The sequence below is a fragment of the Skermanella sp. genome (assembly GCF_059503625.1).
This window is the reverse complement of record NZ_JCACHA010000697.1, coordinates 1-11,685: the sequence shown is the minus strand read 5'-3', so window position 1 is coordinate 11,685 and position 11,685 is coordinate 1. Positions and strand designations below refer to the sequence as shown.

11 protein-coding genes and 3 pseudogenes are annotated in these 11,685 nt (G+C 62.8%); 5 read left to right on the top strand and 9 right to left on the bottom strand.

Annotated features, from left to right (window positions below):
* A pseudogene (locus tag AC5JJ6_RS23095) lies at positions 1–1,050 on the bottom strand (IS3 family transposase); the annotation flags it as partial.
* Between the two features lie 120 nt (positions 1,051–1,170).
* Between AC5JJ6_RS23095 and AC5JJ6_RS23090 the strand changes: the two are divergent.
* Both AC5JJ6_RS23090 and AC5JJ6_RS23085 read left to right on the top strand, forming a co-directional pair.
* A complete protein-coding gene (locus AC5JJ6_RS23090; RefSeq protein ID WP_496044301.1) occupies positions 1,171–2,412 on the top strand; it encodes an ISAzo13 family transposase in 1,242 nt (413 codons plus the stop codon).
* 258 nt (positions 2,413–2,670) lie between these two features.
* Positions 2,671–4,746, top strand: a complete 2,076-nt coding sequence (locus AC5JJ6_RS23085; protein ID WP_496044300.1) for a PAS domain-containing hybrid sensor histidine kinase/response regulator — start codon at positions 2,671–2,673, stop codon at positions 4,744–4,746.
* Positions 4,747–4,964: 218 nt separating this feature from the next.
* Here AC5JJ6_RS23085 and AC5JJ6_RS23080 read toward each other — a convergent pair.
* A pseudogene (locus AC5JJ6_RS23080) lies at positions 4,965–5,384 on the bottom strand (IS30 family transposase); the annotation flags it as partial.
* Positions 5,385–5,433: 49 nt separating this feature from the next.
* Between AC5JJ6_RS23080 and AC5JJ6_RS23075 the strand changes: the two are divergent.
* Positions 5,434–6,117 carry a transposase gene (locus tag AC5JJ6_RS23075; RefSeq protein ID WP_496044299.1) on the top strand — a complete coding sequence of 228 codons (684 nt, stop codon included), beginning with the start codon at positions 5,434–5,436 and terminating at the stop codon, positions 6,115–6,117.
* 151 nt (positions 6,118–6,268) lie between these two features.
* Here AC5JJ6_RS23075 and AC5JJ6_RS23070 read toward each other — a convergent pair whose 3' ends face one another.
* From AC5JJ6_RS23070 to AC5JJ6_RS23050, 5 genes and pseudogenes are all read right to left on the bottom strand, one after another.
* Positions 6,269–7,162 (bottom strand): IS3 family transposase, encoded by an 894-nt coding sequence (locus AC5JJ6_RS23070; protein WP_496044298.1) that lies wholly within the window; start codon positions 7,160–7,162, stop codon positions 6,269–6,271.
* Complete coding sequence (locus AC5JJ6_RS23065; RefSeq protein ID WP_496044297.1) at positions 7,159–7,530, bottom strand: transposase; 372 nt, start codon at positions 7,528–7,530, stop codon at positions 7,159–7,161. The genes AC5JJ6_RS23070 and AC5JJ6_RS23065 overlap by 4 nt, the downstream gene beginning before the upstream one ends.
* Before the next feature lie 48 nt (positions 7,531–7,578).
* Entirely contained in the window at positions 7,579–7,818 is a 240-nt protein-coding gene (locus AC5JJ6_RS23060) for a hypothetical protein (protein ID WP_496044296.1), read from the bottom strand.
* A 14-nt stretch (positions 7,819–7,832) separates the two neighbouring features.
* On the bottom strand, positions 7,833–8,210 hold the full coding sequence (locus tag AC5JJ6_RS23055; RefSeq protein ID WP_496044302.1) for a hypothetical protein: 378 nt from the start codon (positions 8,208–8,210) through the stop codon (positions 7,833–7,835).
* Positions 8,211–8,246: 36 nt separating this feature from the next.
* Positions 8,247–8,345, bottom strand: a pseudogene (locus tag AC5JJ6_RS23050) (HGGxSTG domain-containing protein); the annotation flags it as partial.
* Between the two features lie 99 nt (positions 8,346–8,444).
* Here AC5JJ6_RS23050 and AC5JJ6_RS23045 point away from each other — a divergent pair.
* A complete protein-coding gene (locus tag AC5JJ6_RS23045) occupies positions 8,445–8,831 on the top strand; it encodes a hypothetical protein (RefSeq protein ID WP_496044295.1) in 387 nt (128 codons plus the stop codon).
* Positions 8,828–9,055 carry a hypothetical protein gene (locus tag AC5JJ6_RS23040; RefSeq protein ID WP_496044294.1) on the top strand — a complete coding sequence of 76 codons (228 nt, stop codon included), beginning with the start codon at positions 8,828–8,830 and terminating at the stop codon, positions 9,053–9,055. The genes AC5JJ6_RS23045 and AC5JJ6_RS23040 overlap by 4 nt, the downstream gene beginning before the upstream one ends.
* Before the next feature lie 1,121 nt (positions 9,056–10,176).
* Here AC5JJ6_RS23040 and AC5JJ6_RS23035 read toward each other — a convergent pair.
* Together AC5JJ6_RS23035 and AC5JJ6_RS23030 are read right to left on the bottom strand one after the other, a co-directional pair.
* On the bottom strand, positions 10,177–10,476 hold the full coding sequence (locus AC5JJ6_RS23035; RefSeq protein ID WP_496044293.1) for a hypothetical protein: 300 nt from the start codon (positions 10,474–10,476) through the stop codon (positions 10,177–10,179).
* 58 nt (positions 10,477–10,534) lie between these two features.
* Positions 10,535–11,503, bottom strand: coding sequence for an IS5 family transposase (locus tag AC5JJ6_RS23030; RefSeq protein WP_496044292.1), 969 nt, complete (start codon positions 11,501–11,503; stop codon positions 10,535–10,537).
* Positions 11,504–11,685: the final 182 nt, after the last annotated feature.

Genomic DNA, 11,685 nt, shown 5'->3' with positions numbered 1-11,685 from the left:
GGCGCCGGGTTTCGAAGTGCATGCCATGCAGGCGTTCAACCTTCAACGAGCCGAAAAGCGTTTCCGTCACCGCATTGTCCCAGCAGTTGCCCCTGCGGCTCATCGATCCGCGTATGCCGTAGCGGCGCAAGGTTGCCTGGAAATCGATACTGGCATATTGCGAGCCTTGATCCGAATGGAAGATCAAGCCTTTCGCCGGCTGCCGCCGGAACCATGCCATGGTCGGGGCGTCGATCACGAGGTGTCGTGTCATGCGCTCGCCCATCGCCCAGCCGACCACCTGCCGACTGAACAGGTCGATGACGACGGCCAGGTACAACCAGCCTTCCTGCGTGGCAATATACGTGATGTCGCCGGTCCACACCAGGTCCGGCCGTTCCGGCTGGAAGTTACGGTTCAGCAGGTTGTCCGAGACCGGCAAGCCATGATTGCTGTCGGTCGTCGCTTTGTATTTCCGCTTTGACCGCGCCCGAATGGCGTTGTCGTGCATCATCCTGCGCACCCGCTCCTTACCGACCCGCAGGCCTCGGTGCCGCAGCTCACGCCAGATCCGAGGCCATCCATAGGCGCCCCTGGTTTCGGCATGGATCGCCTTGATGTGGGTCAGCAGGGCCATGTCACTGACGCGTCCCCTGTCTTTGTCGGGCCTTTTCTCACGGTCCAGGTACTGATGAAATCCCCTGGCACTGACTTCCAGGACAGAACATTGTATAGAGACAGGCCAGTCCCGGCGGTGTCGCTTAATAAAGGCGTACTTCACAGAGACTCCCTGGCGAAGTACGCCGCCGCTTTTTTTAAGATATCGCGCTCCATTTTCACGCGCGACAATTCTGTTCGCAGACGACTGATTTCCATTTGTTCAGCGCCGACTACCGGTGCAGCAGAACTTTTCAATCCGCCGTTGCCCGCTGCCTTGACCCAGTTATGCAGCGTCTGCTCCGACAGGCCGAGATTCCTGGCGACCGTCGCCACCCGCTCGCCACCGGTGACCAGACGAACAGCCTCTTCCTTGAATCCCAGCGTATAGCGCGCTCGTGTTGATTTCGTCATTCCGCCTCCATCCTCTCGCCGATCTTACCCGGCTATGGGAGGCGCTGCACGGGGGCAAGGTCAGTCTTGTCCCAAAACTACCTTCGGGAGGCGCTACCCTATTGGCAGTAAACATCTTCAATTCCACCGCCTCCCACACTTTGCCATGCTCCCGAGATCCGCCGCCACTACGAGCTATTGCGTCCGAGCCTGGACGAACGGGGACGCCGTTTGTTCGGCGCTACGCAAGTGCGGGCGCTCGGCCATGGCGGGCTTGCCGCCGTGGCGCGGGCGACCGGCATCGCCCGCAGTACGATCGGACGGGGGCTGAAGGACCTCGCCCCAGCCCCCGCAATGGACCAGCGGGTCCGGCGACCGGGCGGTGGACGCAAGAAGCTGAGCGACACCGACGCCACGCTCGTGCAAGACCTGCTGCGCTTGGTCGAACCGGTGACGCTGGGTGATCCGATGAGACCGCTGCTCTGGATGTCGAAGAGCCTGGAGAAACTGGCGGCGGCGCTGCGCGGAATGGGACACCGCGTGTCGGCCAACACGGTCCGGCGACTGCTGCGCACCCTCGGCTTCAGCCGTCAGGGAAAGTTCAAGGCCAACGAAGGCCGCGGCCATTGCGACCGCGACGCTCAGTTCGAGCACATCAACGCCCAGGTTCTCGCGTTCCAGGCGGCCGAACAGCCGGTGATTTCGGTGGATACCAAGAAGAAGGAGTTGATTGGCAACTTCAAGAATGCCGGCACCGACTGGCGTGCCCAAAGCCGCCCGCGCCGGGTCAATGGGCACGACTTCGAGGACAAGACGCTGGGCAAGGCGATCCCCTACGGGGTCTACGATGTCACCGACAACAGTGGCTGGGTCAGCGTCGGCATCACCCACGACACCGCTCAGTTCGCCGTCAATTCCATCCGGTTGTGGCTGGAAAAGATGGGCCGCGAGCGCTATCCCGCAGCATCCCGGCTGATGATCACTGCCGACTGCGGCGGCTCCAACGGTGCGCGGGTCCGACTCTGGAAGTTCGAACTCCAGAATCTGGCTGATGAGGCCGACTTGAGCATCACCGTCTGTCATTACCCGCCGGGCACCTCAAAGTGGAACAAGATTGAGCATCGGCTCTTCAGTCATATTGCACAGACATGGCGCGCCCACCCGCTGACAAGCCGCCTCGTCTTCGTCGAACTGATCGCCGCGACCACCACCGCGACCGGCCTGAAGGTCGCCTGCGAACTCGACAGCTCCGACTATCCCAAGGGCCTGAAGGTGAGCGACACCGAGATGGACGCCATCGCCATTACCGGTGATGACTTCCACCCAGAGTGGACCTACACCATCGCTCCCCGAAGACTAAATGAAGCGATTGTTTTGGCGTGAGCCCTAAGTGCACGCATTCATGTACATTCCTTTGGCTTTGATTTTACACCGATCACTGGGAAATACATCGTGCAAGGGGACTATCGGGCATCACTGTGGAACACTTCTGCCAATTCTGTTCCACGGCTTGAGCCAGATCAAAACGGGCGAAAACGAAGTGTTTTGTGGATAGAGCGGGTCGGTTCAACCGTTTTATGATACATTACTTGGCTATGTCCCCGAGGCGATGAGTTTCGCAGTTGGAAGAAGCCGCATTTCATGGCCGATGACCACGCGCTCAAGGCTGATGGTAAGAACGCTGGGCGTGCCACGCTCTTGAAAAGGATGACCGCTCTTGAGGAGGATAATGCCCGGCTTCGACGGGAACAGGACCAGGCGATCGCCGCCTTGCGGACGGCGAAAGAGGAGGTTGACACACTCCGCCGGGGCGAGAAGCGGCTCGATCTTATCCTTGAGAGCGCCACCGAGTACGCCATCTTCACGCTCGACCTGGAGGGCCGGATCACCAGCTGGAACACCGGCGCGCGCAACATTCTGGGTTGGGAGAAGGAGGAGATCCTGGGCCGTGAGGCCAACGTGATCTTAACCCCCGAGGACCGCGCGGGCGGCGTCCTGAAGGTTGAAATGGCACAGGCCCTCGGCGAAGGACGGGCGGGCAACGAGCGCTGGCATGTGCGCAAGGATGGCAGCCGGTTTTGGGCGACCGGCCTCCTGATGCCGCTGCGCAACGGCCGCGTCGAGGGCTTCCTTAAGATCCTGCGCGACCGCACCAAGGAGCGCCTAGCCGAGGAGGAACGCGAAAGCCTGCGCCGAAGGCTTGATGCCGAGCAGGCGGTCTTCAAAGCCGTGGTGGAGCGGTTGCCGTCTGGTCTGGTCGTCTCCGAGGCCCCGTCCGGGCGGCACCTGATGCACAACGACCACGCGGTCCGCCTGCTCGGCCATGAGTTGGCGGACATCGGCGACTATCCCGATTATGCCCGGTACGGCGCCCTGCACGCCGATGGAACGCCCTACCGGGCCGAGGAGTACCCCCTGGTCCGTACTCTGCTCCGTGGTGAGGTGGTCGACCAGGAGGAGATGATCTACCGCCGGGGTGATGACCACATCACTACCTTGTCGGTCAGCACGGCGCCCGTGCGTGGGCCGGATGGCCGCATCACCCTCGGCGTCACGGCCTTCTACGACATCGCAGAACGCAAGGCCCTGGAGGAGGCCCTGCGGGACGCCAAGGAACAAGCCGACCGGGCCAACCAGGCCAAGTCCCGTTTCCTCGCCGCTGCCAGCCACGACCTGCGCCAGCCGCTGCAATCCCTCCTACTTTTTGTGAGCGTCCTGCGGAGCTATGTCTCCAGCAACAAAGGTCACGAGATCCTGGCCCACCTGCAAGGCGGGCTCGACGCCATGAAGAACCTGCTCGACAGCCTAATGGACATTTCGCGGCTCGACGCCGGGATCATCGAGCCGGGTGTCGAGGACTTCCCCGTCCAACTGTTGCTTGACGAGATCGGCGCCGCCTTCACCCCGGTCGCCACAGTCAAGGGTCTGGAGCTGGAGGTGGCGGCCTGCGGAGCGGCTGTGCGGAGCGATCGCACGCTACTGGGCCGCATGGTGCGCAACCTCGTTGAGAACGCAGTGCGGTACACTGACTCCGGCCACATCTACATTAGGTGCCGGGAGGGCGAGGGCCGATTGAGGATCGAGGTCGAAGACACGGGCGTCGGCATCTCGCCGGGCGATCTGGGCCGGATCTGGGAGGAGTTCCAGCAGGTCGGCAACCTGGAGCGTAACCGGACCCAGGGGCTCGGGCTCGGGCTCGCCATCGTGCAGCGCCTGTCGCAACTGCTCGACCATGCCGTCGGCGTTCGCTCACACCCAGGCGCGGGGTCGGTGTTCAGCATCGAAGTTCCGCTTGGTTTCCCTGGAGAGCCGGTTCCGCAGTCTATGCTCTCAGCTGCCGAGGACAACCGGGGTCGGTTTATCGTGCTGGTGGACGACGACGACTTGGTTCTGGAGGCGCTCCAGGAAATCCTCAGGAGCTGGGGCTACACGGTGCTGGCCGCGAGTTCCAGGGACCGCGCGTTGGACCGCCTGCGCGCCACGTCGCGTCGCCCGGATATCGTACTGGCCGACTACCAACTGGGCGGTGGGTACTTCGGTACTGATGTCGTGCTGGCGATCCGCGAGATGTTCGATACGGATATCCAGGGCGCCATCCTGACCGGCGAAACCCGACCGGACCATGTGCGCGACGCAACCCGCCACGGCCTTGAGATCATCCACAAGCCCGTTACCCCCCAGCAGCTGGATGCTGTGCTGCGCAAGCTCCTGGCCTGACGCGGGGCGTCTGAAGCACAGCAGAGCTGTTCCGCTGTGCGGGCAACATCCGGGTTAACCGCTGCTCACTGACTGGATGCCTCTCCAAAACCAGGCAGAAGGGTCAGGTGAAAGCTCGTGATGGAACACTTCTTGCTGGTCGGTTCCACGCGCGATCACGTCCGCTGCCTTTGGCATCCGGCGGCAGAGCCTACCGTATATCTGAATCCCGGGCGGATTCAAGTTCCGTAGCGAACACCCTCCGCATTTCGTGACGTGACGGCGTTGGCGGCCTTGTCCACCAGCGCGGCGAACACCTCGTCGGGGGTCGCGAAGCCGAGCGTCTTGCGCGGCCGACCGTTGAGCCGGGCGGCGATCGCGTCGAGCGCGGCCTGCGAGAACACCGACAGGTCGGTGCCCTTGGGTAGGTACTGGCGCAATAGGCCGTTGGTGTTCTCGTTGGAGCCACGCTGCCAGGGGGCATGCGGGTCGGCGAAGTAAACGCGCAGGCCCGTGAGCGCGGCCAGTTCCTTGTGCCGCGCCATCTCCTTGCCCTGGTCGTAGGTCAGGGTGAGGCGCAGCGGTGCCGGCACCGCCAGCAGGCCGGCAACGAAACCATCGCGTGCCGTCTCCGCCTTAGCAGTCCGTTGAGAAACCAGAGCCGCGCTGACCTGTTACCCGCCGATCGTGTGCTGGAGGGGGCGCGACATGGCAATGGGACGGTTGAGCGATCGTGGGAAAGTGGCGTGGTCGGGCAGCCCCTTGGCGGTGGCGCTGGCGCCGCGCCACTATTTCTACGACCGCTGCAATGAAGTCCTGTCGGAAGCGGAGTTCGATGAAGCGGTCGAGATGCTGTGCCAGCCGTACTACAAGGATGGTGTTGGCCGCCCGTCGATCCCTCCGGGGCGCTACTTCCGCATGCTGTTTGTCGGTCAATTCGAGGGCCTGGAGTCGGAGCGCGAGATCGCCTGGCGCTGTGCCGACTCGCTGTCGTTACACCGGTTTCTGAAGCTGACGCAGGGCGAGACGGCGCCCGACCATTCGACGCTCAGCGTGACCCGCTCGCGCCTGCCGCTGGAGATCCATCATGCCGTTTTCGGCTTCATCCTGGAGATTGCTGACCGGCACGATCTGGTCCGCGGCCAGCGGATCGGCGTCGATGCCTCGACCCAGGAGGCCAATGCCGCGCTGCGCCGCCTGGTGCGCCGGGACAGCGGCGAGGATTACCAGGAGATGCTGCGGCGTCTGGCTCGGGAGAGCGGCATCGAGACGCCGAGTGCCGAGGATCTGATCCGCTTCGACCGCGCCCGCAAGGGTGTACCGCCCCCAATAACTTGGACACCGGAGAAGGGTTACAGTGTGGTTGGTCTGGGTTGTGGGCTTCCGACCTGAGGGAAGGATGCCACCGTGCTCGGCCCGGTCAAGCACAAGCCGCTGTCGCGGGGGCCTTTGGCCCTGCTTGACCGGTCCTGCGCGCGGCGGCCTGCCGAATGGCAGGTCGGGACGGCGGGATGATCAGCCCGCGATCGAACATCGGGATGGATCATGCAGCACGGCTTTCCAGCTGGAGGTGTCGGTTTCGGTAGTCGAGCGGGCTGAGATAACCCAGCCGCTCCAGCCGCCAGGCAGCGTTGTAGCGGGCGATGAAGTCGGTGACCGCCGCCCTGACCTCGGCGGCGGTGCGGAAAGTTCGGCCCCAGATCGCCTGCTCCTTGAGGGTCCGAAAGAACCGCTCGATGACGCCATTGCATTGCGGTTGGTGCGGGAAGGCGTAGCTCAGCGCCATGCCCCAGTGGCTGATCTGGTGAGAGAAGTGGTGGGACGTATACTGCGGCCCGTTGTCCAGGCGCAGCGACACGCCGCGGGCGGCATCGGCCGCGATCCCGCCGAACCGGGATATTACCGCCTGGCTGATTGGCTCGAGCGCCGAGAAGCGGGAGCCGTCGATCGAGACATGATGCCCGACGACCTCGGAGTTGAAGTGGTCGATGGCGGCGAACACCCAGACCCGGCCCTCTTCGGCCGTCTGCACCAGGGTGGCATCGGTTCCCCACAGCACGTCCGGAGCCTCGGTCAGAATGGTGCCGTCATGATCGTTGGCCGGGCGCGGCGGCCGCCGGAATGGCGAGAGCAGCTGATTGTCGCGCATCAGGCGCAGGACGCGGTTGCGACCAACCGGCAGACCCAGGCCGTAGTGCAGGCGGGCCCAGACCTTGCGGTGCCCCTCGCCCGAGAACGGTGAGGCGGCGAGGTCGGCCCGGATGGCGGCGAGCAGGTTTTCGTCATCGACCGGCGGCTTGGGTCCACGTGGCTTGGCAGGAGCGGCGTTGGCCGGGCGACTTGCCCGGTAGAAGGTCGAGCGCGGTAGGGCCCAGATGCGGCAGACCCGCTGCACGCCGTAGGGCCGCTGGGTCGAAGGCGAGATCGCCGCGCTCATCTGCGCGACCTCGCCCGGTGAAAAGGCGTGCCGGTCTCCAGGCGTCCGATCCTGGCGCGCAGCAGTTCGTTCTCCATGCTCAACTCGCCGACCCGCTTGTGGGCGGCGTCGAGACCGGCCTGGAGAGGATCATCGTCGCTACGCTCCTTCAGGCCGGCATCCATGGACGCCAGCGCCTTGTCGCGCCAGCGCTCCAGCCGGTAGACCTCGACGCCGATCTCGCGCGAGACCGCATCGAGGGACTCGCCGCGCAACAGCCGGAGGACCACCTCGCGTTTGCGAGCAGCGCTCCAGCGCTGAATAACCGTCGGTCCGGCAGTCTCGCCAGAACTCGTCGGCAGCTTCGGGTTGTTCTTCGGATTTCCCATCGGTTCTTCCATATGGTCAATCCGGTGTCCAACTTCATCGACGGCAGATCAAGCCAAGTAGATTTGTGCCTGAACCGATCCCTTCCGGGCGCTGATCACCAGCCACTCCATTGTCTTCGCCTGAAGGTTGGCCCGGCCGCGGCGCCATGCGGCATCAACAGCCGGATCGCCTGTCATGCTGGCCTTGAAGGTGTCGCGCGACACACCGATGAAGTCGGCGATTACGTCGGCCGGCAGCCCACGTGCGGCGAACTTCTCGACCTGGGCGGCATCGATCGTTACCGGCATAGCGTTCTCCGACATCAGTCCACCCAGGGGAGGGGCATGCCATCCCCGTCACCGTGTTCAGCCTTGGAGGCGATCAGTTCGGCCCGCGTCTTCACGAGCTGCGCCAGCCGGCCCAGCAGCCGGTCCTTCCGTGCCCACAGGTCGGGCCGCTTCGATACCGCATCGGTGCTTGTCTTGCCGCCACCCGTCGTCCTGCGGATCTCGGTCAACTCGAAGCCGGTCATGTCCTTCGGGTCGTGCGGGTTCTGCCCGACCTCGTAGTCCAAGGCGCCGGCCCGTGCCAACCATATGCGGCACATGCGGATTTCGTCATCGAGCGTGTCGAGCGCGATGTCGTCCCAGACTTCCTTCTCCGCCGGACTCATGGACTTGGAATACAGCCCGTGCGTCATCGGTCCGGTATGCTTCCCTTTCGGCGTCGCACCACCATGAGCCCGGCATCGCTGCTTGCCCCTCATTGGCGGCTTCTTGCACGGAGATCCCGCCCGGCTCTTCGCTCCGCAAAGGCTTCTATCAGCCTTATCCATGGGGTTTTTCCCGAAACGGCTTCATCGAAGCGAAATCCATTATACAAACTGTCTTGTAGATAATATGTTATTAGTCTATAAAAATGGGAGACATTACCGATGAAGCCGAGAAAGCGGACACATACGTCAATCACCGGCAAGTCGATGTTCGGGACCGATGCCGAGTTCCATCTGGCGTTCGCGCTACCCTACGCCCGTTGGATCTGCGCTGATCGCCGGGAACTGCTGGTCAACGCCTTCGGGGAGCCGATCTTGCAGCGTCAGCCGGGGGAGTGGGCAATACCGGCCGATCCATACGAGCGGCCCCGCGATGTCCAATGGATCGAGCGGATATACGACGACGCCGATCGTCACTACGAAAAGCGGCTTGCGGCCAAGACATGTCTCAATGACTTCATGACCGGTCTGTGGATCGATGTAGCCGCGGACCGGCGGAAATGGGTCGGCGAGGGTTTGGTTCAGACTCGGCGATGGAGGTTTGGATGACCACCCCGATGCGCGATCCCGAACTGGACCTTGCCGAGCTGTGCCTCGATGCAGCCGACCGGGCTGAGGCATGCTTTGAACACTGGTCCCAGCAGGCAGACGACGCGCCGACGCCGCGCTTGCGGGCGATCTTTGCCAGGGCTGCGGCTAGGGAGATGGTCTTCGCTAACCGGATGCGGGCTGATGCCGACGATCTGATGTTCGACTACGACGACGGCGCATGAAGTTGATAAGCGGGGAAGTTTTCAGTCCCCGTCCTATTCAGGGTGCGTATACCTGCTGAGTTATCGCAATGATAAGCTGACAGGAAGATTATGCCCCGTCATCACTACGGGATAGAGCTCACAAAGAGCCAGGCCGAGCGACACTTCGACAAAGTGGTGTGGAAAACTTAAGACCCGCGTTCATGTCCTGTGAAGCGGGTTTTCTCATGCCTGTATGCAACACGTCCAAGCTGCGTATACCGGCTGAGAACTATGATGATTAGAGGAGTGCCCGGTTGATGATTGAGACGTTTGGGGGCTTCGGCAAGCGGCGACCTAAGCGTTAGAGATCTAGCTCCGAGAAAAGACAACGTCTCCTCAAAGGCTCGCTCATTCGGTCGGCATTCCGGAGCGGGCCTTTTTTCTGCCTGCTGACGTGTCCAAGTTGCGTATACCGGCTGGTATTAGCGTCAACTGATGTATGAGCCCGTTTAGGCTGCCGGTAGCCTACTCTGACGCGCATAGTCATGAGATGACTTAAACCCGCTCTGGCATCGCATCCGTAGCGGGTCTTCTTCTTTGCTACAACGGCGATCGCAGTGCGGCTATGATAGCAGCCACAAGCATTGGCTCATGCTGCGGCCTATCCAAAGCGCGTATGCCTATCGAGAGCCGTGATGATGCACGATGTGCCGAGTTGACGGGGTGTCTGTCTGCTCTGGACGATCCTCAAGGGAAGGCCCGCTCTGTCAGCCTCCGGAGCGGGCCTTTTCGTGCCTGCACAAATCGTCGGTCTACCCATGTTGCGTATGCCGGTCGATACCGGCGACTACCAGTGCATCGGTCGGTTGAGGGTACCAGTGCCAACCTATGGCAAGTCATGTTCATAACTTAGGCCCGCTCTGGTATCATCCGGAGCGGGCCTTTTCATGTGCTACAACAGTGATATTAACACGAATATGATGCCAAAGAACGACACCAATACGGCTTCGAACAATAATATTACAATGAGTGCTCGAAAAATCCTTCGCATATTCTGCTAACACACGTGCAAACGCGGCGTTCCTTCGCCAAACGGAAGCACCGGGACGTTCTCGGCGGCGGCGGTAGAGCTACGGCAGGTTCTGGCCTGCCGTTCAGTCTCAACACCGGGGCGGTTTGGTGTTGCTCATCACCGAACGGCGCATAGCACCAAGGGACGGAACTGTCGTACTCGGCTGCCAACCTGCTTGGCTGCTCCCCTTGGGTGACAGGTCGGGCTTAGGTGCCGGCGGAACGGGTGGCGGTGACCATGACGACGGCGTTCCGCTCTGGTTCATCGAGCCATCGGCAATCGCCTCCTGCAAGGTCTTCTCGCCGCGCAGCACATCATAGGGAACCTCGATGCCCTGAAGTCCAAGCGAGTAGCGGATCGCGCTGTCGTTCAGGCCGCGCTGCCGCATGAGGGGACTTTGGTGCAGAAATGAGGGAGTGGGCGGATTTCGCCCTTTCCCGCAATGGTCAGGCGACCCGGCGGGACACCGGCATGCCGAGGCCGGTCATGATGTTGATGACCTTGCAGGCGACCTTGGCCTCGGTCTTCTGTGTCGGCAGAGTCCGGGCGTGGAGGCCGCGACCGATCACTTTTTTATAACGAAACATCGCCACCTCCGCCAGGGAGCGCTTTCCGTAGTCAACCGCCCGCTGCCATCCCAACCGGCCACGCTCCTCGATCAGCTGGATGTGTCGGTCGCGCTGGGTCGGGTCGGTTTCGGCCGTGTCACTCGGTACTGCGGTTGATCGGGGCGGAATGATCACCGCGGCGTCAGGCTTGTGCCGGGCGACGGAGCGGTAGACTGGCTCGCCATCGTATGCGCCATCAGCAAACACCGCCGACACCGGGCAGTCGATCTGCTCGAGCAGCGGGCCGACCAGGGATGCATCGCCGTCGTCCGTGGTGGTCAGCTCCGAGGCGAGGATCTCTCCGCTGTCCGGATCGACCGCCAGATGGAGCTTTCGCCAGCTCCGGCGCGGCTTGCCGCCGTGCTTCTCATGCAGCCACTCGCCCGATCCGAACACCTTCAGGCCCGTGCTGTCGATCACCACGTGGACCGGGCCGCTCGCCTTCTTCAGGGCCGTCGCGACACCCAGGTCGGCGCTGCGGCGCGAGAAGGTCGTATGGTCGGGAACCGGCAGATCCAGGCCGAGCAGGTCCATAATCGCCCCCAGCATACCTTCGGTCTGGCGCCAGGGTCGACCAAACGCCAGCCTCAGCATCAACCCCGCTTCAATGGCGATGTCTGAATATTTCTTAGGCCTTCCCCGCCGCCCGGTCGCCGCCGGCAACCAGGCCGCGATCGCTTCGGGCGTCACCCAGACCGTCAGACTGCCCCGCCGCCGCAGCGCCGCGTCGTACTCTGCCCAATTCTCGACTTTGTACCGGGCTTTGGGGATCCTGTGGCGGCGCGGTTCATTCGCCTTGTACGGCATCAAGGTCCTCGGGGTCAGTGGGCGAGTTCTTTACAGACCCGCCTGCCGCCGCGACAACCCCATAGCTATTTTTGCACCAAGGTCGTCCAGGTGGGCCTGCCACGCCGGCTCGTCGGCAAAGCTCCGAGGTCCGGCGGCGAGCAGAGCGGCGACGATGGTTTCCGGCACGCCGTGTTCGATCA